This is a genomic window from Thermodesulfovibrio sp. Kuro-1, assembly GCF_006538445.1.
Lineage (GTDB): Bacteria > Nitrospirota > Thermodesulfovibrionia > Thermodesulfovibrionales > Thermodesulfovibrionaceae > Thermodesulfovibrio > Thermodesulfovibrio yellowstonii.
This window is the reverse complement of record NZ_BJKS01000001.1, coordinates 77,153-103,900: the sequence shown is the minus strand read 5'-3', so window position 1 is coordinate 103,900 and position 26,748 is coordinate 77,153. Positions and strand designations below refer to the sequence as shown.

The window sequence follows — 26,748 nt, the reverse complement described above, 5'->3', positions numbered from 1 at the left end:
TATAATTTTAGATAAGTATAAAAGGGAGGAATTATGAATCGTACACTGCTTTCTATTTTAAAAATCCTTTCAAAAGAAAATAAAATTATTGGTTCAAAGGAAATTGCCAAAAAACTTAAAATGTATGGGGTAAATTTATCAGAAAGGACAGTAAGGTATCATTTAAAAATTCTTGATGAAAGAGGACTAACAAAAGTTTATGGAAAAGAAGGAAGAAGAATTACTGAGAGAGGCAGAAAGGAACTTGAAACAGCAAGTACAGTTGAAAAAGTTGGTTTTATAATAAATAAAATTGAGACCTTAAGCTATCTTTCAGATTTTGATATAAATGCTATGAAAGGCCGTCTTATTTTAAATATCACATATATACATAAAAATAAATTTAGAAAAGCTCTTAAAGCAATGGAGAATGTTTTTACTTCTCCTTATGTTATGAGTGATAGAATTCTTGTTCTTGAGAAAGACAGCGAAAACATACTTGTGCCAGAGGACCATGTATGCATTGGTACTGTTTGTAGTGTAACTTTAAATGCTATTTTATTAAAACATGGCATTCCTATAATATCAAGATTTGGAGGGGTACTTGAAATAAGAGAAGGTGAACCATATAGATTCGGAGCACTTATAAGTTATGATGGTACTTCATTAGACCCTCTTGAAATATTTATAAGAGGTAAGATGACAGATGTTTTAGGAACTATAAAAAATGGTTTTGGTCGAGTCCTTGCAAGTTTCAGAGAGGTGCCGATTGTATGTCTTGATAAAGTGAAAGAGATTTACTCAATTATGCAAAAAAGAGGCTTTCAGGGAATAATGATGTTTGGCGAACCAAATCAGCCTCTACTTGATATCCCTGTAGGAATGGATAGAGTAGGTATTATAGTTGTTGGAGGACTTAATCCAATTGCTGCAATTGAAGAGAATAATATTCAGACATATACAACTGCTATTTCAGTTCTTTATGATTGTAGAGAACTTGTTGTTTTTGAAGAAGTTTTAGAAAAATTTAAATAGATGCAGATAATTACTACTCATCTTAATGCAGACTTTGATGCTATCGCATCCTGTATGTCAGCTAAAAAACTTTATCCAGAGGCAGTTGTTGTACTGCCCGGTTCAATGGAAAGGAGAGTAAAGCTTTTTTTTGAAAGTTTCCATCCCTTTGAAATAAAAAAAATTAAAGAGATTGAGCCAGATAAAGTTAAAACTCTGATAGTTGTTGATACAAGAAGTATTCAGAGAATTGGAGAACTCTCTCAGTTTTTAAAAAAAGGAGTAAAGGTTCATCTTTATGACCATCATCCAAGGGGTGAGGATGATATAAAAGCAGACTTTGAAATAACAGAGCAAATCGGAGCGCTTGCATCACTTTTTACAGAGATTTTTCGGAAAAAAAATATATCAATAACACCTCTTGAGGCAACACTTTTATGTCTTGGAATATATGAGGAGACAGGTTGCCTTCTTTTCCCGTCTACAACATCAAGAGATGTAGAAGCGGTGGCATATTTACTTAAAAGAGGAGCAAATTTAAATATTGTTTCTCAATTTCTTAAAGAAGAACTTTCAAGAGAAGAAATATTCTTACTTAATGAATTACTCAACTCTTTACAGGAGCATCTAATCAATGGAGTAAGAATTAATATAGGATATGGTGTTCAGGAAGAGCCTCAGGATATTTCTCATATTGCACACAAAGTAATGGATATTATTGACACAGAAGCTCTTTTTCTTATCATTGAGATGCAGGATAAAATCTTAATAATTGGAAGAAGTAATACCCCTCAGGTTGATGTTGGTCTGATACTGAGTCAGTTTGGCGGTGGAGGACATTGGGCTGCTGGTAGTGCTACTTTGAAAGAGATGCCTGTAACTTTATTGATTGAGGAACTTTTGAAATTTATAAAGGGATATATAAAACCTCAGAGCATTGCCAGAGATTTGATGACAACTCCTGTAATATCTGTGCAATGGAACAGAACAATAAAAGAAGTTGAAGAAATGATGACAAAATACGGGATAAATGCTATACCTGTGCTTAAAGGAGAAAGTTTTATTGGAGTAATAACCAGAGGAGTGGTTGAAAAAGCTATATTTCATGGACTTAAAAATTCAAAGGTTGTAGATTTTGCTACAACAGATGCTTATACAGCGGAAGAGGATACACCTTTGTGGGAAATAGAAAAAAATATGGTTGAACTCAATCAGAGATTTGTTCCAATTTTAAAAGAACAAAAAGTAGTTGGAGTGATTACAAGAACTGATATATTACGAAATTTATATGAAGAACTTATAAGAAAATTTAAGATTTCAAAGCCTAAGGAAGAATCTGAAGAATCCAGAAGAAATGTGGCGAATTTAATGAAAGAATTTTTATCTGAGGAAGTTTATGAAATCCTGCGCATTGCTGGAAATCTTGCTGAAGAGATGGGATCTGGAGCTTATTTAGTAGGTGGAACAGTAAGAGATCTCCTTATGAGAAGACCCAGTCCAGATATAGATATTGTAGTTGAAGGAGATGGAATAGCTTTTGCGCATGAACTTGCAAAAAAAATAGATGGCAAGGTGACTCCACATCCAAGATTTGCTACAGCAAAAATTTTAAAGGAAATAAAAAAAGATGGTGAAATAAAAAGATTTTATATAGACATTGCAACTGCAAGAACAGAATACTATGAATCACCAGCGGCTTTGCCAAAAGTTGAAACATCATCAATAAAAAAGGATTTATACAGAAGAGATTTCACAATAAATGCTCTCGCAGTTAAACTCAATACAAAAGATTTTGGATTGCTCATAGATTTTTTTGGAGGGCAGAGAGACATAAAAGATAAAAAAATAAGAGTGCTTCACAATTTGAGTTTTGTTGAAGATCCCACCAGAGCTATAAGAGCTATAAGATTTTCAGAGAAATTAGGATTTAAAATATCAAAACATACTGAAAATCTTATAAAACTTGCGGTTAAAATGAACATTTTTGAAAAGCTTAAAGGACCAAGACTTTATGAAGAGCTTATTTTATTATTAAAAGAAACTTTACCGCATCATTCAATAAAGAGACTCGGAGATTATGGTTTGCTTAAATTAATCCATCCAGCTATTGAAGAAAGAACAATTTATAATGATCTTGCGAAGGCTTATGAAACAATACAAGGCATAGAACTTCTTTTCTTAAAAGAAGAATACAGGAAAGAATTTATTTATCTAATGGTTATTCTTTGGAATCTTAACTTATCTGAAAGAGAAGAACTCCTTCATAGAATATGCGCACCTGTTAATATTAAGAGAGAACTTATTGAAAATATTAGTTCTGCTCAGAAAGCTTTGCAATTGTTTACTGCAGAGAACTCTCAGGAGTTTAATGTGCAGATATATAATCTTTTAAAGCCTTTGAATATAGAAACAATTATTTTGATGATGATTTATGCGAAGGAGTGGCAAAAAAAAGCAATTTTCAATTATTTAACAAAACTTAAAGACATAAAACCTTTAATAACAGGAGAAGATTTAAAAAAACTTGGAATTCAACCAGGACCAGTTTATAGAAAAATTTTAGAAAGTATACTAAGAGAAAAACTTCAGGGAAGACTTTTATCAAAGGAAGAAGAGATAGAGTTTGCAAAAAAGATTGGAAGCTGACAGAATTGTATGATATTATAAGTTTATGGTTGAGATGAACATTGAAGAAGTCAAAAAAATAATTAAGAATGAGTTGCCTAAAATTTTAAAGAGTGATCCCTCTTTCCGCAGGTATATTCTGCAAGTAACAAAACTGTATTATCCTCCCAAGAAAAAAACAGAAGACAGAATAGAACAGATTTATCAGCAAATCTTGCAGGTTGAAGAAAGATTTGAGAAAAAATGGGAAGAGTGGAGCAAGAGATGGGAAGAGACACAAGCAGAGTGGAATAGAAAATGGGAAGAGAGTCAGAAGAGATGGGAAGAGACACAAGCAGAGTGGAATAGAAAGTGGGAAGAGAACCAAAAAACAATTAATCAAATTTTACTGAGACTGGAAAAAATTGATAGAAGACATCTCTATACAATTGGTGCACTTGGTGCAAGATGGGGACTTTACTCAGAAGAGTCCTTCCGCAACGGACTTAAAGCAATCATTGAGGAGTCTTTCGGTATAGAAGTTATGAGATACATTGATTATGATCATACGGGTGAAGTTTTCGGTCATCCTGATCAAATAGAGCTTGATTTAATAATAAGAAACGGAATGGTAATTGCATGTGAGATCAAATCTTCTATGAGCAAATCTGATATGTATACTTTATGGCGGAAAAAGGAGTTTTACGAGAGGAAACATCAAAGAAAAGTTGATAGAGTTATAGTAATTTCACCTATGGTAGATCCTCGTGCTAAACCTGTGGCAGAAAAGCTTGGAATAGAGATTTATACCCATTCAGATGAATTCGTAGAGACTGAAGAAAAAAACATAGAAGATATAACCAAATAAATTGATTCTCTACGACTCTATACCTGTTTTAATGTATCATCACGTAATGCCTGTTACAAGTTCACTCAATATTACTCCAGAGCTTTTTGAAGAACAGTTGAGTGGATTAAAAACAAATGGCTGGAAAACACTTGACAGTAAAGAGTTTTTATATTTCCTGCAAAATCCAAAAGAATCAAGAAAAAAATGCGTTCTTTTAACATTTGATGATGGGTTTGTGGACAACTATCTTTATGCATATCCAATTCTTAAGAAATATAGAATGAAAGCACTACTTTTTATAGCAACTGATTTTATAACTGACTTAGACATTAAACGAGAAAATTTTATAGCAATGCCTCACAAACAAATGTGGAAAATTGCTTTTTCAGAAAGAAACTATGAGGTTATGTGCACATGGAATGAACTTAAAGAGATGGAATCTGAAGGAGTTTTTGATATACAGAGTCACGGACACACTCATAAAATTCCTGATTTTATAGAAAAAGCGAATTATGCAGCAGTTGAAAATGATTTATTTTTGGGGCAAGAGTTTTTAATGAAGTATCTCAATAAGCAACCTCTTCATCTTGCATGGCCTAAAGGCGTTTATAATGATAAAGTAATGAGAATTGCAGTAAAACTTGGATTTAAGGCTCTTTATACAACTCAGAGAGGAGCTAATGTATATGACACATTCCATATAAAAAGATTAGCTGTAAAATGTAAAGGTAGAAGATGGCTCAATAAGAAGTTAATGATATACAACTCTTCACTGCTTACAAAAATATATTCTAAAATAAGATTTTGATGAAAATAGCTTTCATAAAAAGAAACTTTTCATATCATGGTGGTGCAGAGAGATATCTTGCTACACTTATAAAGTCTTTAAAAAAAAAGAAATGCGAAATTCATATTTATTCAAATAAGTGGATAAAAAATGAGGAGATTGTATTTCATAAAGTGCCAATTTTACAATTTGGTTCTTTATTAAAGGCTTATACATTTAACCATAATCTTAAAAAAGTTAATTTTAAGGATTTTGACTGTGTAATAAGTTTTGAAAGAACAACATCTCAGCATATTTATAGAGCTGGGGAGGGCTGTCATATCAGATGGCTTGAATTACGCTCTAAGATTGAACCTATGTTTAAACGGATTTCATTGAAGATAAATCCCTTACACAGATACTATCTCAAACTTGAAAAAGAAATTTTTGAGAAAACTCCCATAATTATTGCAAACTCCAGCATGGTAAAAAATGAAATAATTAATTATTATGGTGTTTCTCCAGAGAAAATTACAGTAATTTATAATGGGGTTGATGTTGAGAATTTTTCACCAAAAAATAGAAAAAAACAGGACTATTTTAAGCAAAAATTTAATTTACCACTTAAATCAAGGATTCTACTTTTTGTTGGCTCAGGATTTAAAAGAAAAGGAGTTGATACTCTTCTTAAAGCTTTGACAATTTTGAAAGATCAGGAAATTTTTCTTATTGTTATAGGAAAAGGTGATATAAAACAATATTTAAAAATGTGTAAAAATCTTGATATTGAAAAAAAAGTGTTATTTTTGGGTATTAGAAAAGATATTGAAAACTTTTATGCATTAGCTGATTTATTCATACTTCCCACAATTTATGATCCTTTTAGCAATGCGACTCTTGAGGCAATGGCAACAGGACTTCCTGTTATTACAACGAAAAATAATGGTGCTTCAGAATTAATTGAAGAAGGTAAAGAAGGGTTCAGTCTGGAAGATCCATTTAACCATTTAGAACTTGCAGATAAGATAAATCTCGCTTTAAAGGATATTGAAAGAATGGGAGATTTTGCAAGAAAAAAGGCAGAACAATTTCCAATTGAAAGAGCTACAGAGGAGTTTATGGAGTGTATAAAAAGATTCTTGTAATAAAACTTCGTCATATAGGAGATGTTTTGCTCACAACTCCGGTTTTCAAAGCCTTAAAAGAAAACTTCCCTGATTCATTTGTTGCCACTCTTGTAAACAAAGGAACAGAGGATGTGCTTGAAAATAATCCTTATTTAGATGAAATTATTACCTATGATAGAAGCATAAAAGAATTACCAGCTTTTAAAAGGTATTTAGAGGAAGTAAAATTTTTAAGGAAAATACGGAAAATGGGATTTGATACCAGCATAGACCTTACAGGAGGGGATAGAGCAACAGTGATATCATATTTATCAGGTGCTAAAATAAGAATCGGTATAAAATCCAGAGGGTTTTTAGGTAAACAATATTTTTATACTAAACTTTTTGAGATAGATGGATGTAAACATACTGTATTACAGAATCTTGAAGTACTTGCAAGGATTGGAATAAAAACTACAAGACCTGAAGTTATTCTTAATGTTACAGAAAATGAGAAAAAATGGGCAAGAGAATTGATTTTTTCTTGTCATTCTGAGACATATATTCAGCCTGTTCCAAGCAAACTTAATACCGAAAAATCTCCCTATATAAAAAAAGTTGTTCATATTCATCCCACATCCCGATGGCTTTTTAAATGCTGGAAAGATGAATACATGGCTGAGGTTATAAGATGGTTTATGGATAAAGGCTTTAACGTGGTAATCACCTCTGCTCACGCTGAAAAAGAGATAAATAAAGTTAATTCTATACTTAATTTTTTGAGGACATCTACTGAGTTCAATTCCTGTAATAACTCTCAAATAGTGAACACCCAAGATAACCTATGTCATTTTGAGTGTAGTAAGGAGTTTCCTTTTTTAATCAACCTTGCAGGCAAATTAACATTAAGACAACTAATAGCAGTCTCATCTGTCTGTGACATGTATTTTGGGATAGACACCGCACCAATGCATATAGCAGCAGCATTGGGAAAACCAGTAGTTGCTCTTTTTGGCCCAAGTGGAGCATTTCATTGGGGTCCATGGGATAATAGTGCTGAAAAGGATGCGTACCCAGAAAGAAATGGAATCCAGAAATTTGGTAAAAACATAGTTATCCAGAGAGACTGGCAGTGCATTCCATGTGGACAGGATGGCTGTAAAGGAAGTAAAATAAGCAACTGTCTTTTTGATATAAAACCTGAAGAAGTGATAAAAATACTATCAACAATAGAATTATGAGTGGAATGGTGTAATTTTTGATATTCTTCTTAATGCTGAGATTTTTTCTATTCTGCCAATCTTTGCATCTTCAATAGCTTTTTTCATTACATCAATTGTTTTGTCATAAAGTTTTCTGTTAACTGGATATGGAATTTTGTCTTTACCACCATGAGCAAAACTGTATCTGGCAGGGTCTTTAAAGGTGATAGGAGTTCCATATATAAGTTCTGATGTTAGTGCAATTGCTCTCAAAGCCTTTGCTCCAAGTCCTTTGATTTCAAGGAGTTCTTCAAAATTAGCAGGTTGTTTTTCATAAGTCCTTAAAAAAATCTTATAGAAATTTTCTGGGTTTACATCATTGATTATTATAGAATGTCTTCGCGGGAGTTTAAGTTCTCTGAACTTTTTAATTTCTCTTATTATTTTTTCAGGATTTTCTTGCGAAACCATCACTGAGGTTTTTCTAAGTTCTGATGCTTCCTTTGCTGTAAAGTTTAATGTTTTAGTTTTTATGTCACAGCAAACTGCTTCATGAGGCTCTTCAACAAAACTTTTAAGAGAAAAACTTAACCAGTGATATCTTCTTGCTGTTGAAAGATTTTCATTCATTCCCTGCTGAATAACACACCAGTGTCCTTCTTGAGTGAAGATGATTGTATGATGATATAAATTAAATCCGTCCTGCACAGCTACATTATCTACTTTTGCAGAGAGTCTGCTTGCATAAATGAAACTATCAGGATTAAAGCCAATTTTTTCAGCATATTGCATTATCTCATGAGGTGTGTTGAGTGCTCTTTTTGCTTTTCCTCCAGCAACAAATAAACCTAATTCGTGTTCAATGCCGCGCAATCCCTCTTTTATAGCACCAGTTACAGTTGTAGTAACTCCGCTACTATGCCAGTCAAACCCTAAAATACATCCAAAAGCCTGAAACCAGAAAGGGTCTGAAAGTCTTCTTAAAACTTCTTCTTTTCCAAGTTCAATAACCATTAATTCCATAATAGCTCTTGACAGTGCAATCATCCGTTTAAAAAGCCACTGAGGAGCTTTTCCACTATGAAGGGGAAGATTTGCAACGCCAGTTTTATACATTATTTAATTATAACTTATTAAACTTTTGTATCTCTAACAGCCTCAGAGTGACTCTTATGGGGCAGATTTTTCATGGCATCAACACCTCCAGATGACAGTAACAGTCAGCAATTGAACAGCTTTTTAAAACTGTTTAACCTGAGAGTGCCTTAATTAGCATTAAAAATTGATGTTATAATTTTAAACTATGGTAAACATTAAGATGACCATTCAGTATGATGGAACTAACTATTTTGGATGGCAGAGGCAAAGAAAAGGCCGGACTATTCAGGCGACTATAGAAGAATGTTTAAGAAAAATTTTTCAAAGAGAGATTAAAATTCGCGGTGCTGGAAGAACAGATGCAGGAGTTCATGCTTTAGGACAGGTTGCTACATTTAAAGCTGAGCTTAAAATGTCATTGGATATTCTTAAAAAGGTTTTAAATTCTTTGTTGCCTAATGATATAAAAATAATAAAACTTGAGAACGTTGAAGACAGTTTCCATCCTCAGCATTCAGTAAAAAGAAAGTCTTATATTTACTACTTATGCTTTGATGAAGAATGTTCCTGTTTTATCCAAAGATATGTATGGCATTATCCCTGGAAATTGGATTTGTCTTTAATGGAGGAGGCTTTGAGTTTATTTACAGGGACAAAGGATTTCACAGCTTTTTCAGGTAGCACTGATATTAAAAATAAAATAAGAACTGTGCATGATTTTACAATGCAACTACTTACCAAGCTTTGCTTTATGGATATGTGTCTGAATGGTAATTTTATCAAATTTCGCATAGAAGCAGATGGATTTTTAAGATACATGGTAAGAAACTTAGTTGGATGTATTATTGAAATTGGAAAAGGAAAATTAAGGATTGAATCAATTCAAGAGGCTTTTGAGTCAGGAAAGAGGCCATCTACTATGCAGACAGCCCCTTCAAATGGTCTTTTCTTAGAGAAAGTAATTTATTAACCTTCTTCACTTTCAAATTTTTCTATCATCTCTATCTTTTCCTGACAATCCCTACAATATATTGCAAAGGGAAGAATTTTCAGCCTTTCTTCGGGAATCTCATCTCCGCACATCTCGCATATTCCATATGTGCCTTCCTCAAGCTTTCTTAAAGCTTCTTCAATTTTTTTAAGAATATCTCTGTGCGTACTTAGTTGTTTTAAACTTATATCTTCTGAAAGATCAATTACGCTTAAATCAGCATCATCCATCACAGCTTCCACAATTTGTCTTTTTTCTCCTGTCTGAAATTTTTTTATCTCTTCACGGGCTTCTTTCAGAATCTGTTCTTTCATTTGATTGAGCATCTTTTTAAGTCTATTTTTTCTTTCCTGTTCTATATTCATTTAAACCTCCATAATTTCTTTCTCTTTCTGTTCAAGAGCATGGTCAATCTTTTCAATAAAGGAGTTTGTTATTTTCTGTATCTCTTCCTGTATTCTGCGAGACTCATCCTCACTCAATTTTTTTTCTTTTTCAGCTTTTTTTATTTCTTCAATTATGTCTCTACGAATATTTCGTATAGCTACTCTGGCTTCTTCAGTTCTCTTGCGGACAACTTTAACAAGCTGTTTTCTCCTTTCTTCTGTTAAGGGCGGAATAACTATTTTAATCATTTTTCCATCATTAATTGGTGTAAGTCCAAGATCTGATTTCATTATAGCTCTTTCTATCTCAGATATCATTTTTTGTTCCCATGGCTGAATTGTAATCATTCTTGGTTCAGGAATTCCAAGCGTTGCAACCTGATTAAGTGGTACTGTACTGCCATAATATTCAACTTTAATGTTGTCAAGAATTCCTAAGGAAGCCCTTCCTGTTCTAAATGTAGATAAATCTTTTTTAAATACTTCCAATGCTTGATTCATTTTTTCATTAGCTTTCTTCTTGAATTCCTGTATCATTTTTCACCTCTTTTAAAACAATACTCCCTATTTTTTGCCCTAAAATTATTTTCTTTAAATTGTCTGATTTTCGGATATTAAATACAATAATAGGAAGATTATTATCCATGCAAAGGGTAATTGCTGTAGAATCCATCACTTTAAGAGAATTTCTTATTACATCCATATAAGTAAGTATATCAAATTTTTTTGCCTTAGAATTCTTGACAGGATCTGATGAATAAATGCCATCTACCTTTGTTCCCTTCATAATAACGTCCGCACCGATTTCAATTGCTCTTAGGGCAGCTGCTGTATCAGTTGTAAAATAAGGATTGCCTGTGCCTGCAGCAAATATTACTACTCTACCTTTTTCAAGATGTCTGATAGCTTTTCTTCTTATGTAGGGTTCAGCAAGCTCTCGCATCTCAATTGCTGACTGAACTCGGGTATCAACTTCCTGCTTTTCAAGAGCATTTTGAAGTGCCAGTGCATTGATTACTGTTGCAAGCATTCCCATATAGTCTGCTGTTGCTCTTTCAATTCCCTGTGCCTGAGCTTCAGAGCCTCTCCAAATATTTCCTCCACCTATTACAACAGCTATTTCAACTCCCAGTTGATAAGCTTTTTTTATCTCTTCTGCCATGTAGTTTACAGTAAAGGGATCAATACCATATCCCTTTTCTCCCATAAGGGCTTCTCCACTGAGTTTTAAAAGCACTCTCTTGTAGAAAGGTTTATTCATCCTGTGTTTGTCCTACTTGAAATCTTACAAATCTTCTTACCATGATATTTTCACCAAATTTGGCAACTTTTTCAGTAATAAGGTCTTTTATCTTTTTTTCAGGTTCCTTGATAAAAGGTTGGTCAAGAAGGCACATTTCTTCAAAGAATTTTTCAAGTTTTCCTTCAACAATTTTTTCAATAACCTGGGGTGGTTTATTGCCTTTTATTTGAGATTTATAAATCTCTTTTTCTTTTTCTATGACCTCTTGAGGGATATCTTCTCTCTGTATATATTGAGGATTTGATGCTGCTATTTGCATTGCAATATCTTTAGCAAGTTGACGAAATTCCTCATTTCTTGCAACAAAATCTGTCTCACAGTTAAGTTCAAGCATTACCCCAATTTTATCCATATGAATATAAGAAGTTATGATTCCTTCCTTAGCTTCTCTTGATGCTTTTTTCTGCGCAGTTGCAAGCCCTTTTTGTCTTAAAATGTCAATTGCTTTATTAAAATCTCCTCCTGAGGTTTCAAGTGCTTTTTTACATTCCATCATTCCAGCACCTGTTTTTTCTCTGAGTTCTTTTACCATCTGAGCAGTTATTGCCATATAATTCCTCCTTTATTCTTCAATGTATTCATCCATTGATTTTTGATACTCCTCTTCCTGAAGTATCTTTTCTTTTATTGCTGCTTTTTCAGCTTCTTCTTCAAGTTTCTTCATAAAAATTTCTTTGCCCTCCAATATAGCATCAGCCATCTTTGATGTAATGAGCTTTATTGCTCTGATCGCATCATCATTGCCAGGTATTACATAATCAACAAGATCAGGGTCACAGTTTGTATCAACTATTGCAGCTATGGGAATTCCAAGTTTTATTGCTTCTTCAACAGCTATTTTTTCTTTTTTTATGTCTACAATAAAGATTGCCTTTGGAATCTCCATCATGTCTTTAATTCCGATCAGGTTTAATTCAAGTTTCTGTCTTTCTTTCTCATATTTTGCAATCTCTTTTTTAGTGTGTAAATATAATGTCCCGTCTTCTTTCATCTGTTCAATTCTTTGCCATTTTTCAACACTTTTTCTTACTGTGGCAAAATTAGTAAGCATTCCTCCAAGCCAGCGATGATTTACATAAAAAACTCCAGCTCTTTTAGCTTCCTCCTGAATTGCGTCTTGAGCCTGTTTTTTTGTGCCAACAAAAAGAATGCTTCCTCCTTCTGCTGAAACAGTTTTTAAAAATTCATAAGCCTCCTCAATGCCTTTAACAGTTTTTTGAAGGTCAATAATGTGAATACCATTTCTCTCTGCAAAAATATACTTTTTCATTTTCGGATTCCATCGTTTGACCTGATGTCCGAAATGAGCACCTGCTTCAAGAAGCTCTTTCATTGTGACTACTGACATAAAAACCTCCCAAAATGGTTTTTCCTCCGCCTTTTCTCCTTAACCCTGAAAGGACCATCGGAGAATTTTTAAGGCGTGTGTTTTATAAGAGTCAAAGACTCTTTACATTAAGTTTAAAATTTATCATATTTTTTTATTTTGTTTCAATTATTTCTATTGTATCTCTTGTTTTTTTTGCTTTAAACAATACTTTGTCTAATTCCTTAAAAAATTCTTTATAGTCTTTATAGAATCTGAAAAGCTCGCCCTTACCAATACAGCATAAAGCACCGCTAACACTAACAGGAGCTTTTTTATATCTTTTTTTAAGTTCTTCTTTTATTCTTTCCGCAGTTTTTTTTGCTCCTTCCAGAGAAGCTCCAATAAAGATGCATCCAAATTCATCTCCACCGATTCTTGCAGCAATATCCTCTTTTCTTTTATTGGTCTTTAAAATCTTAGCAAAAAGCTTGATAAGTCTATCTCCTTCAGGATGTCCGAATGTATCATTGATTTTTTTGAGATTATCAAGATCAAAGAGAATAAGGCAGAAACTGTTTCCATATCTTAAAGTCCTTGCATATTCTTCCTCAAGCCGTTGGAAAAAGAATCTTCTGTTGTATATTCCTGTAAGAGAATCTGTTATAGAGGCTTTATAAAGTTTTTTGTTTATTTTTTGCAACTCCAATGTCTTTCTGTTCACTTCTTTTTGTAGTTGTTCATTAAATGTTGAGTTTTCATGATAAAGCTTAAAAAGCGTTATTATGGCAGAGAATAATTGAACCATTGAAACAAAAAAGAAAATACAAAATTCATCAAAGGCATTAACTTCTGGATGGGAAAAGTTTATTACTCCAATGATTTTATTTTGTATTTTTACAGGAACTGCAAGAACTGACCTTATTGAAACTAATGTAGATAGCTTTGAATTATATTTTTCATCTTTTGTTATATCAGGGACATAAATAAAATTTCCTTCTTTAAAAACCTCTCCTGCAAGTGTGTTGTTAATATTAAATAATTTACTTTTGAAATCTTTTAGCTTAATCTTCCCTGAAGCAACCTTTAAAATAAGCCAATCCCATTCAGGATGTTTTTCCATAAATGATATATTTTCTGCTGGAAGTAGTTTTATGAACTCATCAAAACAGTACGAGATAAAATTATAGATATTTTTCTCATTATAAACCCTATCAATAATACGATTAATAGAAGACATAATTTTTATTGAGATTTCAGCCCCGCAGGAGAAATCTTCACTTAATTGAAAGAGAGAGTTTTCAAGCATAAGTCTTTTTTTAATATGTTGTAATATTAAATTGCTCAATTGCTCATCATCAAATTTTTCAAGATTCTTAAGTTCTAAAACATTACCGATTTTCAATAATAAATCTCTCATAAGTTTTCCACGTTTTTAATAATTTCTTTTAATTCTAAAATTAGTTCATCCACATCTGGAAGATTTAAAATTTTGTAAACTCTTTCTTTGTAAAATGGAGACTCTATCTTAATCTCAAAGGGATAATAACCCAGTTGATGAGCAATAAAATTTGAAAGATGAACCAAAGCAACAGTTTTTGAATATTTTACAGATTTCTGAGGTAAATCATTATGGTAAAGAATAACATCACATACTATCTCAGGTAACCCCCATATCTCAGCAAGCCATTTTCCTATTTCTGAATGAGTTGTTCCCAAAATTTTCTCTTCTGCTTTTTTTAAAGAATGTTCTTCTGTAAGAGTTTCTTCAATTTTTTTAAATTGGTCGTAGAAAGCATAATGAAGGGCAAAAAGACCTATATCATGAAGAACTCCAGTTGTAAAATTTTCATCTGAAGGTTCTTTCAAAAATTTTTCCGAAATAATCTGAGATATTGTTCCTGTAGCAATAGAGTGTTTAAAAAGGTTCATGTAACTTTTTTCTTTTTCTTCAGATGATTTAAAGAGGCTAAATATTGACACACTTAAAGCAATATTTTTTAAAGTTTTGAACCCTATTTTTAACAGCGCATCTTTAACAGTTGTAATAGGTTTATATAGCCCAAGATAAACTATATTGGCAACTCCTAAAACTTTTGACATGATTGGTGGGTCTTTTTCAATAATATTTACAAGCTCGTCAAGATGTGTAAGTTCTTTTGAAGTGAGATTAATTATTTTTTCAGCAGTATAAGAAAGCGTTGGAAGTTTTTTGAGTTTTTGAATATCAATTCTTATGTCATGAGTTGATGAATTCATTGTTATTTCTTGCTTTAAAATTATTCTAAATAATACAATATAAACTATGGAGTTTTCAATAGATTTAAATAATTTAATTGGAATCATAGCAGGAGCTATTACAACTTCTGCTCTTATTCCGCAGGCATTAAAAATTTATAAAACAAAATCTGCCAGAGATGTTTCTCTTGCAATGTTTATTTTTATGGCAATAGGAATAACACTTTGGTTTTTCTACGGAGTTTTGATTAAAGAGATTCCCGTAATTTTAGCAAACCTAATTTCTTTAATTTTAATTTTTTTAATTATTTTTATGAAAATCCGTTATGGCTAAATCTTTTCTGCTATTGAGGCAAACTGCCTTAACTTTTCAACCATTTTACCGAAAGAGTTAAAATTCAAAGATTGTGGACCATCTGAAAAAGCTTTCTCAGGTTGTGGATGAACCTCAATCATTAATCCATCTGTTCCAGCAGCAACCGCAGCATAAGCCATACAAGGAACATATTTTGCAAAACCTGTTGCATGAGATGGATCAACAATTACAGGAAGATGTGTTTCTTCTTTAAGTACAGCAATTGCTGATAAATCAAGAGTATTTCTTGTTGCAGTCTCAAAAGTTCTGATTCCTCTTTCGCACAAAATAACATTTCTATTGCCTTCGCTTAGGATATATTCAGCACTCATAAGCCATTCTTTAATAGTCATTGACATTCCTCTTTTTAAAATAACAGGTTTATCCGTCTGTCCAACTCTTTTTAGAAGCTCAAAATTTTGAGAATTACGTGTTCCTATCTGAAGAATATCAACATATTCACAAACAAGATCAACATGTTCAGGGTTTACGACTTCTGTCACCACAGGCATATTAGCTATCTCTCCTGCTTTTTTAAGAAGTTTTAGCCCTTCTTCTCCAAGTCCCTGGAAGGTATAGGGAGAGGTTCTTGGTTTGTATGCACCACCTCTTAAAATATGTGCACCCATTGATTTTACAGCTTTTGCAGTATTAATAATCTGTTCTTCATTTTCAATAGCACATGGACCGGCAATTATAATAAGTTCTTTTCCGCCTATTGATACATTTCCAACTTTGATAATACTTTTTTCCTTTTTTACTTCCTTTGAGGCTAATTTGTACGGCTTTAATATGGGGATAACAGATTCAACTCCGTCCATAACTTCAAGGCTTTGAAGAACAAACTTGCCTCTTTCATCGCCTACAGCTCCAATTACACTTCTTGTAGTGCCATAGATTACATGGGGTTTATACCCAAGTTCCTCAATTTTGGATATTACTTCTTGAAGCTGCTCTGCTGTTGCTTCTGGTTTCATTACAATTACCATCTTAAAACCTCCAGTTTTTTTATTATCAATGGTTTCAAATAAAAAGGCAGACAATACAGAGGCTAAATCCGCCCCTGTGTTGTCTGCCTTGAAATATTTAAGCCAGACTAAACTGCCAGAGGCAGATTAGTTAAAGTAAAAGCTAAAACAGAAATAATAATTTTTGTGTGGCATTCAATCTCCCTTTTTGATTCCTATCGGGGTGAGAGGATTTGAACCTCCGACACCACGGTCCCGAACCGTGCGCGCTACCAAACTGCGCTACACCCCGTTTTTTTTATTATAACATTCCTATTATTCCGTATTGTCTTCCTGCTTTTTTACCATGAAATCTGTAAGAGGCATATTCATCATGTTTGCAGTAAGTGCAGTCTTTTGAAATCCATATATTTTCTTTTTTTACTCCTGCTGATAGAGCCTGAATAAAATTTGCTATACCAATATCAATATGTTTTTTACCATTTATTCTAAAAATATATTCTTCCTCAGGGGTTTCTTTTTTTATTTCTTCAATTACTTCATCACCAACTTCATAACAGCATCCTTTAATGTGAGGTCCAAAAGCAATTAATAGATTTTTAGAATCACATCTGTAAATTTCCTTCATCTTGTTAATTGTTTTTTTTAAAATTCCTCTGGCTGTTCCTCTCCAGCCAGCATGAACTGCTCCAATCACTTTATTTATAGGATCAAAAATCAATACAGGTAAACAATCTGCGGTTTTTATAGCTATAAATAAATTTCTTTTATCTGTAATTACAGCATCTGCTATAACGGGCTCGGTATAATTATTAAGGATTTGTATATTGTCAGTATGTTTTTGAATTGGTATATAAAATTTAAAGGATAAGAGCTTTTTAAAATCTTCAAATTCTTTTATCTTTTTTGTGAAGAAAGCCTCTATTTGATGCCCTTTAAATATTTCTGGATGTTCTATCATGTCTTATTATACATAGTTAATAAAAACATATTCCATTTTATAGGCATTTTTTGAAATAATTAGATAGTGGCATATAAATCAAAAATAATAGAAGTTCCTGAAAAAGAGTTGTTTAAAATTGATGTTAACAGATTACAATTAAATAAACCCCTTCCATTTGATGTTTATATCCAGGAATCAGGGACATATAAAAAATTTTTTAATAAAGGGATTGTATTTTCAAATATTTTTCTTGAGATACTGAAAGAAAAGAATATAGACAGTGTTTATATATATGAGTCAGAGAAAAAACAATTAAAAGCTTACTCGTCAAAATTATTATCTGAAACAGCCTTAGAATCACCTATAGATTTTAAAAATTATTCTTTCTATAAAGAAAATCTATATCAGATAGAGAGAATGTTTCTAATACCAGGGATGGAAGTTGATTTTTCTATTTACCTATTAAAAAATTTTAAAATTACCAAGATTGTTGATGCTTCACCAGAAAAACTGTTTATGATTTATGAAGATACAATTCCTGAAGAAGGCGATATTTTAATTGAAAAAAAGGACTTGCCTTTATATAAGGAATACATTGAATTTTTAAGTAAAAAGCTTGATAAGATAGCTGAAGAAAATGATGAAGAAATCAGACACGTAGTAATAAGAGAATCTGCAAAAATTTTGATGACCGAAGTTTTAAATGAGCCAAGAAGCGGAGAAAATATAAAAAAAGTAGGTGAAGTTGTAAATAGTGTTATAGAAATTATGCTTAATAAGCCTGATTCAATTTATAATCTTTTAAATTTGAAAAACTATGATTATTATACCTATATTCACTCTGTTAATGTGGGAGTTTTATCAATAGGACTTGGAATACAGATAGGCATGGACAGAGATAATTTATATAAATTGGGAATTGGTGCGATGTTGCATGATATAGGAAAATCCCAGATTCCTCATGAAATACTCAATAAACAGGGTAAATTGACCGATACAGAATACAACATTATAAAACAGCATGTTGTATTAGGTCATGAACTTCTTGAGAAACAAAAAGAATTTCCTACAGAATCATTGCCAGCAGTGCTTCAACATCATGAAAAGCTTTCAGGTAGAGGATATCCTTTTGGGTTGAAGGCAGAAGAGATAAAGCTTTTGGGAAGGATTACAGCAATCGCAGACTGTTATGATGCTTTAACAACCAAGAGACCATATAAACCTGCATTAACTCCCTATTTTGCACTCTCTATAGTTGTCAGAGAAAAAGGAGACCATGACCCTGAACTTTTAAAAACTTTTATAAAAATGCTTGGTAAAATAAAATGAGTGATTTATTTGATAGTCCTTCAGAGACTTACAAAACAGAGCCTCTTGCTTATAGAATGGCACCAAGAAATCTTGACGAGTATGTTGGGCAGTCTCATATTATTTCAGAAGGAAAGCTTCTTCGTAGAGCAATTGATTCGGATAAAATAACATCGCTTATTCTATACGGACCTCCAGGAACTGGAAAAACAGCACTTGCAAGAATAATCGCTAATAAAACAAAAGCATATTTTCAATGGCTAAATGCAACAACACTGAATATTGAGGAAATAAGAAAGCAAGTTTCACTGGCAAAACAGAGACTTAGTAGAGGTGAAAAAACAATTCTTTTTATTGATGAGATTCATAGGCTTAACAGGATTTCTCAGGATGCTTTACTTCCAGATATTGAAGAGGGCACTATTATACTTATTGGAGCAACAATTGAAAATCCTTTTTTCTATCTTAATTCAGCTTTGCTATCACGTAGCCATGTATTTGAGCTTAAACCTTTGACTGAGCAAGAAATTATTACGATTCTCAAAAGAGCTATAGTTGATACAGAGCGTGGATTTGGAAGCTTAAAAGTTGAAATTACATCTGAAGCTCTATCACATCTTGCAAAATCTTCAGATGGTGATGCAAGAAAAGCTCTTTCAGCTCTTGAGATTGCTGTATTGACTACTGAGCCTGATAAAGAGGGTGTTATCAGAATTGATATTAAGGTTGCTGAAGAAAGCATTCAGAAAAAACATATTGTTTATGATAGAGCAGGAGATGAACATTATGATACTGCTTCAGCATTCATCAAGAGTATGAGAGGCAGTGATCCTGATGCAACAGTCTACTGGCTTGCAAAGATGATATATGCTGGAGAAGACCCCCGTTTTATTGCAAGGAGAATAATAATTGCAGCAAGTGAAGATGTTGGAAATGCTGACCCTATGGCTTTGATTTTGGCAACCTCTGCTGCAAGAGCTGTTGAAATTGTTGGAATGCCAGAGGCAAAAATAATTCTCTCTCATGCAGCAATTTATGTTGCTTTAGCACCTAAAAGCAATGCCTGTTACAGAGCAATTGAAGAAGCTCTAAAGGATGTAGAAAAAGAACGGACATTTGCTGTTCCAGAACATCTTAAGGATGCTCATTACCCAGGAGCTAAAAAGCTCGGTCATGGGAAAGGTTATAAATATCCACATGATTATGGAGGATATGTAGAACAGAATTATCTTCCTGAAAAGAAAAAATATTACAAACCCTAAACACCTCTTATATTACCAAAAATGTATTTATGAATCTGAAGATTTAACCTTACTGAAATTCCGTCATTAATTAGCCATTTTGCAAGCTCTGCTGGATTGAGTATTCCATAAGCAGGAGAAAATAGAATTTCATTAGCTTTTATTTGGTGATTTTTTATAAAATTCTTTGCCCATTCATAGTCATCCCTGTTTGTTAAGACAAACTTAACTTCATCAATATTTTTAAGAAATCTCAAATTTTCAATGTAATTTTTTTCACTCATTCCGCTTCCTGGAGTTTTTATATCCATAATTATTTTTACTTCAGGATTGACTTTTTCAATAGGGATAGAACCATTTGTTTCAATAAGGACATTATGACTTTTTACAAGTTCATTTATGAGCTTGTATGTTTCATCCTGTAAAAGAGGTTCTCCTCCGGTGATTTCAACATATTGAAAGGTAAAAGAGTGAATTTTTTCTAAAACTTTATTTACTGAAAGTTCTTCTCCTTCATAATAGGCATATTTTGTATCACAGTAACTGCATCTGAGATTGCATCCTGTCAGCCTTACAAAAACCATAGGAATTCCAGCAAGAGAACTCTCTCCTTGAATACTTGCAAAGATTTCGCAGACTTTCATATTCTTAGGTTAGCATTTATTATTTTATAACCTTGCGGAGATTCTTTCAGCCAGACCTTAGCAGTAAATCTGTCATCAGGTAAAAATCCATAGGATAGCTCTCGCCAAAGCACCACAGTTACGTCTCCTTCATGTTTAATTTCTGCCACTGGATGTTTTGCAAAGGAAAGCAATGCTTTTACAGATTCGGATTCTTTTGATTTTACAATTGCAGGGTCATTCTTAATTTTATATCTTTCATCAAAATACACTTTTTTTGTAAACAAGTCAACAAATCCTGTTATATATTCATCTGAATGTCTTGCTATAAACCACCATCTTAAAAAATCATTTGGAAGAGGATAAACTCTGTATTGATGGGCTTCTATTTTTTGTTTCAGAAAATTTTTTGCCTCTGTTTTAAGATATGCCTTAGTTCCTATGTATATGGCAATAAATATCATTGAGAATATATACAGAAATTTTGCCTGCTTTTTGAATTTGATTGAAAATACAACTGATAATAAAAGAGGCAGTAAAACATAGGGGTCAATTATGAAGGTTAAAGAAAGATTATAAGAGTTCCAATCAAAGGGAGAAAGAATTTTTGTTCCATATTGATTTGTAAGGTCAAAAAAAAGATGAAGTGCATAAGCTATGAAAGAGGTGATATATGCTTTAAAAAAACCTAACTTTCTGCGAAAAATTATTGCAGGTAAAAGAGGAAATAAAAATAAAGCTCCAATTCCGTGAGTAATTCCTCTATGATACATTAGAAAAAGCTCTTTACTATGTAATCTTAGAAGGATATCTAAATCAGGAATTAATGAAGTAACAAGAATGATGGCAAGAATTGTTTTATTTTTAGTTATAGTTTTACTCAAGACAAATCCAGAAAGAGTATGTGTAACAGGATCCATAAAAAATTGTAACAGAATTTGAAGAATTTTCTCGAGATGAAGCCGAAGAATAAGAAAATCAAATAAATAAAAGAAGTCTTATTTTATGCTTGACATTTGAAAAATTTTTATGTATTATAACTTAATCAAAAAATAAGAAAGGAGGCTTAAAGTGGAAGCACCAACTTTTTTAGGAATGTTAATACCCTCAATTCCTCCCTTTGTTAGTTATTCATGGTTAGCAATTATATTAATTATTATTGTGTCTTTAATTGTTAGAAGTAATCTTAAAATGGTTCCAGCAGGTCTGCAGAATTTGATGGAAGTTCTGGTAGAATTTCTTCAAGGACAGGCAAGAACAAGCATAGGACATCATTGGGGAGACAAATTTTTACCTCTTTTGGGGACTCTTTTTATTTATATTTTAGTCGGCAATCTTTTTGGTCTTATTCCTGGATTTGAGTCTCCGACTTCTAATGTTAATGTTACTTTTTCAATGGCTATTCCTGTATTTTTTATTTATCAGTATATGGGATTTAAAGTACATGGCATTCGTTATTTAGAATTTTTCTTTGGTCCAATAAGAAGTATTTATGCTATTCCATTTATGTTGTTTATGTTTGTTGTTGAGTGGATCACCCATTTAGCAAGACCTCTTACACTGGGTGTCCGACTTTTTGGTAACATGTTTGGAAAACATCTACTGTTAATGGTACTGGGAATTCTTGCTCCATTGATAGTGCCAGTTGCTTTTCTGTGTTTGGGAACACTGGTTAGCGTACTTCAGGCATATGTTTTCATGTTATTAACCGCTGTTTATATAGCAGGTGCAGTTGAAGAAGCTCACTAAATAATAAAAAGAAAGGAGGGAAGAAGCAATGAGAAAATTTTTCGTAATTCTTATGGTAGCTCTTGTGGTTGTTTTAACAGCCTCAGCAGTATTTGCAGCTGATTCTGATCCTGCAAAGCTTAACTATTATGGATATGCTACAGCCGGTGCATTGATTGGACTTGGTGCAGCAGCTGGTGGTGGTGGAGCTGGAATGGGACAGGGTCTTAGAGGTATTCTTGAGGGTTCTGCAAGAAATCCTGGAGTCACAGGAAAGCTCATGACACTCTTTATCGTAGGTCTTGCATTAATTGAGTCTCTGGTTATTTATGTTCTCGTATTTGTTCTTATTACCTTCTATGCAAATCCTTTTGTAAAGTAATTTTTCTTATTTTTTGCAGAGGGGAGCAAATTTGCTCCCCTTTTTTATTGAAAGCCTGAGGAATCCCCCTTTTTATTTAAAGGGCTAAGACTTTTAGCTACAGTTGTGAATTTCTTTGCTTTTTAACTTTCTTCTTCCTTATTTTTTCTATTTCTATTTGCTTTTTTGTAGGAATCCCTATGAATTCTTTTATTTTTTCCACCAACATTCTGCGCGCAAAAAAACGATTTAATCCCTGCGATCTTTCTTTTGTGCATTTTACTTCAATGGCAGAGGGTATGTGTTTTAAATAAACTCCTGTTGATGTTTTATTAAGTTTCTGCCCTCCATGTCCTGAACATTTGATAAATTTCTCTTCAATATCTGATTCCTTTATGCCCAGCTTTTGCATTTCTTCTAAAAGCTCTTTTTCTTTTTTTTCAGTTACAGGAAATTTCCCCATTTTAAGAAAGCAGTGTTAAAATTTTAGTGGTTTCCGATAGGCTTTCAACCACAATGTCTGCATCTGTTGTTTGTAAATCTTTTACACTATAAGGACCTGTAGCAACAGCTATCACCTTTGCTCCGTATGGCTTTGCACAGGCTACATCTCTTGGGGTATCGCCGATAACAATACATTGATGAAAATCTATGGAATATTTAAATTTTTTTGAAAATCTGTCAATTGCTATAGGTAAAAGCTGATTTCTATCTTCATGATCACTTCCAAAGGCACCCACAGGGAAAAATAAATTAAGTCCGAATGGTTCAAGTTTGATTCTCGCTCCTTTTTCAAGGTTGCCTGTAAGAAGTCCTAATGGATAATTTAATTCGTAATAAATAAACTCTATAAATTCTTTTACTCCAGGTTTTAGGTGTTTTGAGTTGTTATTAATTTCAACTTTGAGATTATTAAGATAGCTCTCAATTAGTTCATTAACCAAAGACATGGAAGGTTCAATTCCTGCAAACATGAGCCCTTCTTTTATTATCTGGATATCAGTTTTGCCTGCCATTTCAAAGTTTTTGAACGCGTCTTTAATTCCTAAAATTTCTTCAAAGGCTTTATTAAGCGAACGCGTTCCAGCGCCACCAGCGCTAATTAAAGTGCCATCAATATCAAAAAGAATTAGCTTCATATTTTACCTCGGTATAAGTTTTTCTTTTAAAAACTTTGCTGTTTTTGATGTAAATTCAAAATCTCTATCCCATTTGTTTGTAAGGGTTTCCTTCTGGACCGCCTCTTTCAGCAAAATGAGAAAAACTGAACGAGGTATTTCGTAAGCTCCAAGCCGAATGAGATGTTTATTTGTAATCTGGCAGTCAATAAAATAAAAATTATTTAAAATCAAATGCTCAACAAGACATGAGATAGCAACCTTTGAAGCATCTTTCATGAGTGTAAACATTGACTCTCCAAAAAAGGCTCTTCCAATAGAGATTCCGTAAAGTCCTCCAACAATTTTATCATTAAACCACACTTCTACTGAATGTGCAAATCCAAGCTTGTGAAGTAGTGTATAAGCTTCTATCATTTCCTCTGTAATCCATGTTCCTGTTGAATCTTTTCTTGGAGCAGTGGCGCATCCTTTAATAACAGTGACAAAGTCTTTATCAAAGCTTACTCTATAAATATCTTTTTTTAAAGTCTGATAAAGACTTCTTGACATCTTAAAGAGTCTCGGAAATATCAGTGGCCTTTTAGAGGGTGACCACCAGAGAATTGGTTTGTGATTATACCATGGGAAAATTCCTGATTTGTATGCAAGTATAAGTCTGTCGGGACTGAGGTCTCCTCCAATTGCAAGCAATCCATCAGGGTCTGCGTATTCTGGATGAGGAAAAATTAATTCATCATGAAGCAAATATGCTGTCATCTATCTCAAAGAAAAGCCTGTCTTCATGGATATTTACAAGAACTTTACCACCATTTTTAAGTTTTCCAAACAGAATCTCTTCAACCAAAGGTGCTTTTATCTCTTTTTGTATAAGTCTTTGAAGAGGTCTTGCTCCAAATTTTATGTCAAATCCTTTTTGAGCAAGCCACTTTCGCGTTTCGTCAGTAATTTCAACATAAATATTTTTTGATAAAAGCTGCTCATTAAGTTCATTTATAAACTTGTCAACTATTTTTAAAACAGTCTCTTCAGGCAATGAATTGAATGTCACTACTGCATCCAATCTATTACGAAATTCAGGACTAAAAAGTCTTTCTATTGCATCTTTAGTTTTTTGAAGTTGCTCAGAAGTTCTATCTCCAAAGCCTATTACAGCTTTTTCCATTTCTCTTGCTCCAACATTTGAAGTCATAATAAGGATAACATTTCTCATATCTGCTTTTCTTCCTGTGTTATCTGTTAGGGTTCCGTAATCCATAACCTGAAGTAATATATTGAATATTTCTTCATGAGCTTTTTCTATCTCATCAAGCAAAAGCACACAGTGAGGATTTTTCCTGATTTGTTCTGTAAGAAGCCCACCTTGTTCAAAACCAATATATCCTGGCGGAGCACCTATAAGCTTTGCAACGGAATGTTTTTCCATATACTCACTCATATCAAATCTTATAAAACCAATGCCAAGTATCTTTGCAAGTTGACGTGCCAGTTCTGTTTTACCAACACCTGTTGGACCTGTAAAAAGAAAACAACCTATTGGTCGCTGAGGTTCTTTTAGTCCAGCTTTGGCAAGTTTAATTACCCTTACAACTGCTTTGACTGCTTCATCCTGTCCAAAAATTACAGACTTTAATTCAGATTCAAGATTTTTTAAACGCTCAACTTCATTTGAAGTTACCTCTTGAGAGGGTATTCTTGCTATTTTTGCAATTACTTGCTCAATTATTTTCTCATCAACCACGGGATTCTCATTGTGATAGAGTCTTACAACCGCACCTGCTTCATCAATAACATCAATTGCTTTATCAGGTAAAAACCTTTCATTTATATATTTTGCTGAAAGATGCGCTGCTGAGCGTAATGCTTCATCAGTATATTTAACTTCATGATACTCTTCATAGTAAGATTTAAGTCCTTTAAGAATTTCAAATGTTTCTTCTTCTGATGGTTCAGAAATATCTATTTTTTGAAATCTTCTTGAAAGGGCTCTGTCTTTTTCAAAGTAGTTTCTGTATTCTTCATAAGTTGTAGCTCCAATGCAACGAATTTTACCCTCAATCAAAACAGGTTTTAAAAGATTGGATGCATCAATTGTGCTTCCACTTGCGGAACCTGCACCAACAATTGTGTGAATTTCATCTATAAAAAGTATACAGTCTTTGATTTTGTAAAGAGAGTTTATTAAAGCCTTCATTCTTGCCTCAAAATCTCCTCTGTATTTTGTCCCGGCAAGCAAAGAACCCATATCAAGTGCAAAGATTTTGATATTTTTAAGATGTGATGGAACATCTCCATCAGCGACTTTTAGAGCAAGTCCTTCTACAATTGCTGTTTTGCCAACTCCGGGTTCTCCAACCAGAACAACGTTATTTTTCCTTCTTCTACTTAAAACTTGAATAACTCTTTCAAGTTCAAGATGTCTTCCAATTATTGGGTCAATTTCACCCTTGCGTGCTTTTTCTACAAGTTCTATCGTAAAGGTTTTAAGAGGGTCTTCTTTTTTATCCTCTTTTTTAAGAGATTCTTCAAATCCTGTTTTAGGAATTCCATGAGAAATGTAATTTAAAATGTCAATTCTTGTTATGCCATATGATTTAAGAAGATTTACAGCATATGCATCTTCTTCAAGGAACATGGAAGCAAGAAAATCTCCTGCATCAGCTTCTTTTTTTTCTGCACTTTTTATATGATTCAGTGTTCTTTCCATTACCCTTTGAAAACTTACTGTTGGATGTGTCTGTCCTTTATTTTTTCTCTTAGGAATCTGTTCTTCAAGAAATCTTTCAAGATTTCTTTTAATTTGCTCAGGATCTCCACCACAGTTTTTAATGATTTCTATACCAAATTCATCATGAAGAATAGCATAAAGAAGATGTTCAACTGTAAGATATTGGTGTCCTCTTTCAATGGCATCTTCAACAGTAGCTGATATTATGATTTGTAAATCTTTATTGATCATTTCTTTCTATACTGCATTTTAACGGAAAACCTTTTGCTCTTGCAAGGCTTTCAACCTGATATACCTTTGTCTCTGCGATCTCCTTTGGATATATACCTGCAAGACCTTTTCCGTGTTTGTGAACATGAAGCATAATTGCAGTGGCTTCTACTTTTGATTTATCAAAAATTGTCATTAAAACATACACAACAAAATCCATTGTAGTGTAATCATCATTTAGAAGATAAACTCTGTAGAGTTCTGGTCTGTCAATTGAAATTTCTTCTTTTTCATCAAAGAAGATTTTTTCTTCCATATGTAT

Annotated in this window: 29 protein-coding genes and 1 tRNA gene; 12 read left to right on the top strand and 18 right to left on the bottom strand. The window is 32.9% G+C overall.

The annotated features are described in order from the left end of the window. Positions 1-33: 33 nt before the first annotated feature. From FLY87_RS00520 to FLY87_RS00495, 6 genes are read left to right on the top strand one after another with little or no spacing between them, the layout of a single operon-like run. Positions 34-1,014, top strand: a complete 981-nt coding sequence (locus FLY87_RS00520; protein WP_028842870.1) for a DUF128 domain-containing protein — start codon at positions 34-36, stop codon at positions 1,012-1,014. Next, positions 1,015-3,639, top strand: coding sequence for a CBS domain-containing protein (locus FLY87_RS00515; protein ID WP_012546426.1), 2,625 nt, complete (start codon positions 1,015-1,017; stop codon positions 3,637-3,639). A gap of 25 nt (positions 3,640-3,664) precedes the next feature. Then, complete coding sequence (locus FLY87_RS00510; protein WP_141266068.1) at positions 3,665-4,465, top strand: PD-(D/E)XK nuclease family protein; 801 nt, start codon at positions 3,665-3,667, stop codon at positions 4,463-4,465. Between the two features lies 1 nt (position 4,466). Further along, complete coding sequence (locus FLY87_RS00505; protein WP_141266067.1) at positions 4,467-5,255, top strand: polysaccharide deacetylase family protein; 789 nt, start codon at positions 4,467-4,469, stop codon at positions 5,253-5,255. Continuing rightward, positions 5,255-6,358, top strand: coding sequence for a glycosyltransferase family 4 protein (locus FLY87_RS00500; RefSeq protein ID WP_141266066.1), 1,104 nt, complete (start codon positions 5,255-5,257; stop codon positions 6,356-6,358). Before FLY87_RS00505 ends, FLY87_RS00500 begins: the two co-directional genes overlap by 1 nt. Further along, the gene (locus FLY87_RS00495; protein ID WP_141266065.1) at positions 6,337-7,560 is read left to right on the top strand and encodes a glycosyltransferase family 9 protein; all 1,224 of its coding nucleotides are present in this window, start codon (positions 6,337-6,339) and stop codon (positions 7,558-7,560) included. Before FLY87_RS00500 ends, FLY87_RS00495 begins: the two co-directional genes overlap by 22 nt. Here FLY87_RS00495 and FLY87_RS00490 read toward each other — a convergent pair. After that, positions 7,555-8,637: a DUF763 domain-containing protein gene (locus FLY87_RS00490; RefSeq protein WP_141266064.1), complete on the bottom strand. Its 1,083-nt coding sequence runs from the start codon at positions 8,635-8,637 to the stop codon at positions 7,555-7,557. The two genes, FLY87_RS00495 and FLY87_RS00490, sit on opposite strands and share 6 nt — an antisense overlap. A 187-nt stretch (positions 8,638-8,824) precedes the next feature. Here FLY87_RS00490 and truA point away from each other — a divergent pair, with 187 nt between their 5' ends. Next, entirely contained in the window at positions 8,825-9,589 is a 765-nt protein-coding gene (gene truA, locus FLY87_RS00485) for a tRNA pseudouridine(38-40) synthase TruA (protein WP_141266063.1), read from the top strand. Here truA and FLY87_RS10350 read toward each other — a convergent pair. The 7 genes from FLY87_RS10350 to FLY87_RS00450 form a co-directional block, all read right to left on the bottom strand. Then, the gene (locus FLY87_RS10350) at positions 9,586-9,975 is read right to left on the bottom strand and encodes a TraR/DksA C4-type zinc finger protein (protein ID WP_012546011.1); all 390 of its coding nucleotides are present in this window, start codon (positions 9,973-9,975) and stop codon (positions 9,586-9,588) included. The two genes, truA and FLY87_RS10350, sit on opposite strands and share 4 nt — an antisense overlap. Continuing rightward, positions 9,976-10,533, bottom strand: coding sequence for a ribosome recycling factor (gene frr, locus FLY87_RS00475; protein WP_012545660.1), 558 nt, complete (start codon positions 10,531-10,533; stop codon positions 9,976-9,978). Beyond that, positions 10,505-11,257 carry a UMP kinase gene (gene pyrH / locus FLY87_RS00470; protein WP_012546671.1) on the bottom strand — a complete coding sequence of 251 codons (753 nt, stop codon included), beginning with the start codon at positions 11,255-11,257 and terminating at the stop codon, positions 10,505-10,507. The genes frr and pyrH overlap by 29 nt, the downstream gene beginning before the upstream one ends. Next, positions 11,250-11,849, bottom strand: a complete 600-nt coding sequence (gene tsf / locus FLY87_RS00465) for a translation elongation factor Ts (RefSeq protein ID WP_012545220.1) — start codon at positions 11,847-11,849, stop codon at positions 11,250-11,252. The genes pyrH and tsf overlap by 8 nt, the downstream gene beginning before the upstream one ends. A gap of 12 nt (positions 11,850-11,861) precedes the next feature. After that, on the bottom strand, positions 11,862-12,647 hold the full coding sequence (rpsB, locus tag FLY87_RS00460) for a 30S ribosomal protein S2 (RefSeq protein ID WP_012546300.1): 786 nt from the start codon (positions 12,645-12,647) through the stop codon (positions 11,862-11,864). 133 nt (positions 12,648-12,780) lie between these two features. Next, positions 12,781-14,025: a sensor domain-containing diguanylate cyclase gene (locus FLY87_RS00455; RefSeq protein ID WP_141266062.1), complete on the bottom strand. Its 1,245-nt coding sequence runs from the start codon at positions 14,023-14,025 to the stop codon at positions 12,781-12,783. Further along, on the bottom strand, positions 14,022-14,864 hold the full coding sequence (locus FLY87_RS00450; RefSeq protein ID WP_141266061.1) for an HDOD domain-containing protein: 843 nt from the start codon (positions 14,862-14,864) through the stop codon (positions 14,022-14,024). Before FLY87_RS00450 ends, FLY87_RS00455 begins: the two co-directional genes overlap by 4 nt. Before the next feature lie 46 nt (positions 14,865-14,910). Between FLY87_RS00450 and FLY87_RS00445 the strand changes: the two genes are divergently transcribed. Beyond that, positions 14,911-15,177 (top strand): SemiSWEET family sugar transporter, encoded by a 267-nt coding sequence (locus FLY87_RS00445; protein ID WP_012546808.1) that lies wholly within the window; start codon positions 14,911-14,913, stop codon positions 15,175-15,177. Here FLY87_RS00445 and aroF read toward each other — a convergent pair. The 3 genes from aroF to pgeF form a co-directional block, all read right to left on the bottom strand. Next, entirely contained in the window at positions 15,174-16,187 is a 1,014-nt protein-coding gene (gene aroF / locus FLY87_RS00440) for a 3-deoxy-7-phosphoheptulonate synthase (protein ID WP_012545770.1), read from the bottom strand. The two genes, FLY87_RS00445 and aroF, sit on opposite strands and share 4 nt — an antisense overlap. A 197-nt stretch (positions 16,188-16,384) precedes the next feature. Continuing rightward, positions 16,385-16,458, bottom strand: a tRNA-Pro gene (locus FLY87_RS00435). 9 nt (positions 16,459-16,467) lie between these two features. Then, positions 16,468-17,127, bottom strand: a complete 660-nt coding sequence (pgeF, locus tag FLY87_RS00430; RefSeq protein WP_012545414.1) for a peptidoglycan editing factor PgeF — start codon at positions 17,125-17,127, stop codon at positions 16,468-16,470. Between the two features lie 66 nt (positions 17,128-17,193). Here pgeF and FLY87_RS00425 point away from each other — a divergent pair, with 66 nt between their 5' ends. Together FLY87_RS00425 and FLY87_RS00420 are read left to right on the top strand one after the other, a co-directional pair. Beyond that, positions 17,194-18,438: an HD-GYP domain-containing protein gene (locus FLY87_RS00425; RefSeq protein ID WP_012546548.1), complete on the top strand. Its 1,245-nt coding sequence runs from the start codon at positions 17,194-17,196 to the stop codon at positions 18,436-18,438. Further along, a complete protein-coding gene (locus FLY87_RS00420) occupies positions 18,435-19,679 on the top strand; it encodes a replication-associated recombination protein A (RefSeq protein ID WP_012546821.1) in 1,245 nt (414 codons plus the stop codon). Before FLY87_RS00425 ends, FLY87_RS00420 begins: the two co-directional genes overlap by 4 nt. Here the strand turns inward: FLY87_RS00420 and FLY87_RS00415 are convergent. Then, positions 19,676-20,302 carry a radical SAM protein gene (locus FLY87_RS00415; protein ID WP_028842853.1) on the bottom strand — a complete coding sequence of 209 codons (627 nt, stop codon included), beginning with the start codon at positions 20,300-20,302 and terminating at the stop codon, positions 19,676-19,678. The two genes, FLY87_RS00420 and FLY87_RS00415, sit on opposite strands and share 4 nt — an antisense overlap. Next, on the bottom strand, positions 20,299-21,201 hold the full coding sequence (locus FLY87_RS00410; RefSeq protein ID WP_028842852.1) for a metal-dependent hydrolase: 903 nt from the start codon (positions 21,199-21,201) through the stop codon (positions 20,299-20,301). Before FLY87_RS00410 ends, FLY87_RS00415 begins: the two co-directional genes overlap by 4 nt. A gap of 151 nt (positions 21,202-21,352) precedes the next feature. Here FLY87_RS00410 and atpB point away from each other — a divergent pair, with 151 nt between their 5' ends. Both atpB and FLY87_RS00400 read left to right on the top strand, forming a co-directional pair. Continuing rightward, complete coding sequence (gene atpB, locus FLY87_RS00405; protein WP_028842851.1) at positions 21,353-22,030, top strand: F0F1 ATP synthase subunit A; 678 nt, start codon at positions 21,353-21,355, stop codon at positions 22,028-22,030. A 28-nt stretch (positions 22,031-22,058) separates the two neighbouring features. Then, the gene (locus tag FLY87_RS00400; protein WP_012546507.1) at positions 22,059-22,391 is read left to right on the top strand and encodes an ATP synthase subunit C; all 333 of its coding nucleotides are present in this window, start codon (positions 22,059-22,061) and stop codon (positions 22,389-22,391) included. A gap of 97 nt (positions 22,392-22,488) precedes the next feature. On the opposite strand, the gene FLY87_RS00395 is transcribed toward FLY87_RS00400, so the two are convergent. The 5 genes from FLY87_RS00395 to clpS are packed head-to-tail and all read right to left on the bottom strand — an operon-like array spanning position 22,489 to position 26,742. Next, positions 22,489-22,833, bottom strand: a complete 345-nt coding sequence (locus tag FLY87_RS00395) for a peptide chain release factor-like protein (RefSeq protein ID WP_012545585.1) — start codon at positions 22,831-22,833, stop codon at positions 22,489-22,491. 1 nt (position 22,834) lies between these two features. Further along, positions 22,835-23,509 (bottom strand): HAD family hydrolase, encoded by a 675-nt coding sequence (locus FLY87_RS00390; protein WP_012545169.1) that lies wholly within the window; start codon positions 23,507-23,509, stop codon positions 22,835-22,837. 3 nt (positions 23,510-23,512) lie between these two features. Further along, a complete protein-coding gene (gene aat / locus FLY87_RS00385; protein ID WP_012546338.1) occupies positions 23,513-24,247 on the bottom strand; it encodes a leucyl/phenylalanyl-tRNA--protein transferase in 735 nt (244 codons plus the stop codon). Then, complete coding sequence (clpA, locus tag FLY87_RS00380) at positions 24,225-26,447, bottom strand: ATP-dependent Clp protease ATP-binding subunit ClpA (RefSeq protein ID WP_012546336.1); 2,223 nt, start codon at positions 26,445-26,447, stop codon at positions 24,225-24,227. Before clpA ends, aat begins: the two co-directional genes overlap by 23 nt. Further along, the gene (gene clpS, locus FLY87_RS00375; protein WP_012545154.1) at positions 26,437-26,742 is read right to left on the bottom strand and encodes an ATP-dependent Clp protease adapter ClpS; all 306 of its coding nucleotides are present in this window, start codon (positions 26,740-26,742) and stop codon (positions 26,437-26,439) included. The genes clpA and clpS overlap by 11 nt, the downstream gene beginning before the upstream one ends. Positions 26,743-26,748: the final 6 nt, after the last annotated feature.

Excerpts from the sequence above, each read along its gene's own strand:
- FLY87_RS00415 (WP_028842853.1), bottom strand. The coding sequence starts at position 20,302 with ATGAAAGTCTGCGAAATCTTTGCAAGTATTCAAGGAGAGAGTTCTCTT.
- FLY87_RS00510 (WP_141266068.1), top strand. The coding sequence starts at position 3,665 with ATGGTTGAGATGAACATTGAAGAAGTCAAAAAAATAATTAAGAATGAG.
- FLY87_RS00420 (WP_012546821.1), top strand. The coding sequence starts at position 18,435 with ATGAGTGATTTATTTGATAGTCCTTCAGAGACTTACAAAACAGAGCCT.
- FLY87_RS00455 (WP_141266062.1), bottom strand. The coding sequence starts at position 14,025 with ATGAGAGATTTATTATTGAAAATCGGTAATGTTTTAGAACTTAAGAAT.
- truA (WP_141266063.1), top strand. The coding sequence starts at position 8,825 with ATGGTAAACATTAAGATGACCATTCAGTATGATGGAACTAACTATTTT.
- FLY87_RS00515 (WP_012546426.1), top strand. The coding sequence starts at position 1,015 with ATGCAGATAATTACTACTCATCTTAATGCAGACTTTGATGCTATCGCA.
- pyrH (WP_012546671.1), bottom strand. The coding sequence starts at position 11,257 with ATGAATAAACCTTTCTACAAGAGAGTGCTTTTAAAACTCAGTGGAGAA.
- FLY87_RS00395 (WP_012545585.1), bottom strand. The coding sequence starts at position 22,833 with ATGGGGAAATTTCCTGTAACTGAAAAAAAAGAAAAAGAGCTTTTAGAA.
- FLY87_RS00390 (WP_012545169.1), bottom strand. The coding sequence starts at position 23,509 with ATGAAGCTAATTCTTTTTGATATTGATGGCACTTTAATTAGCGCTGGT.
- FLY87_RS10350 (WP_012546011.1), bottom strand. The coding sequence starts at position 9,975 with ATGAATATAGAACAGGAAAGAAAAAATAGACTTAAAAAGATGCTCAAT.
- FLY87_RS00450 (WP_141266061.1), bottom strand. The coding sequence starts at position 14,864 with ATGAATTCATCAACTCATGACATAAGAATTGATATTCAAAAACTCAAA.
- frr (WP_012545660.1), bottom strand. The coding sequence starts at position 10,533 with ATGATACAGGAATTCAAGAAGAAAGCTAATGAAAAAATGAATCAAGCA.
- FLY87_RS00520 (WP_028842870.1), top strand. The coding sequence starts at position 34 with ATGAATCGTACACTGCTTTCTATTTTAAAAATCCTTTCAAAAGAAAAT.
- FLY87_RS00500 (WP_141266066.1), top strand. The coding sequence starts at position 5,255 with ATGAAAATAGCTTTCATAAAAAGAAACTTTTCATATCATGGTGGTGCA.
- aroF (WP_012545770.1), bottom strand. The coding sequence starts at position 16,187 with ATGGTAATTGTAATGAAACCAGAAGCAACAGCAGAGCAGCTTCAAGAA.
- aat (WP_012546338.1), bottom strand. The coding sequence starts at position 24,247 with ATGACAGCATATTTGCTTCATGATGAATTAATTTTTCCTCATCCAGAA.
- rpsB (WP_012546300.1), bottom strand. The coding sequence starts at position 12,647 with ATGTCAGTAGTCACAATGAAAGAGCTTCTTGAAGCAGGTGCTCATTTC.
- pgeF (WP_012545414.1), bottom strand. The coding sequence starts at position 17,127 with ATGATAGAACATCCAGAAATATTTAAAGGGCATCAAATAGAGGCTTTC.
- FLY87_RS00490 (WP_141266064.1), bottom strand. The coding sequence starts at position 8,637 with ATGTATAAAACTGGCGTTGCAAATCTTCCCCTTCATAGTGGAAAAGCT.
- FLY87_RS00400 (WP_012546507.1), top strand. The coding sequence starts at position 22,059 with ATGAGAAAATTTTTCGTAATTCTTATGGTAGCTCTTGTGGTTGTTTTA.
- FLY87_RS00410 (WP_028842852.1), bottom strand. The coding sequence starts at position 21,201 with ATGGATCCTGTTACACATACTCTTTCTGGATTTGTCTTGAGTAAAACT.
- FLY87_RS00445 (WP_012546808.1), top strand. The coding sequence starts at position 14,911 with ATGGAGTTTTCAATAGATTTAAATAATTTAATTGGAATCATAGCAGGA.
- clpS (WP_012545154.1), bottom strand. The coding sequence starts at position 26,742 with ATGGAAGAAAAAATCTTCTTTGATGAAAAAGAAGAAATTTCAATTGAC.
- tsf (WP_012545220.1), bottom strand. The coding sequence starts at position 11,849 with ATGGCAATAACTGCTCAGATGGTAAAAGAACTCAGAGAAAAAACAGGT.
- clpA (WP_012546336.1), bottom strand. The coding sequence starts at position 26,447 with ATGATCAATAAAGATTTACAAATCATAATATCAGCTACTGTTGAAGAT.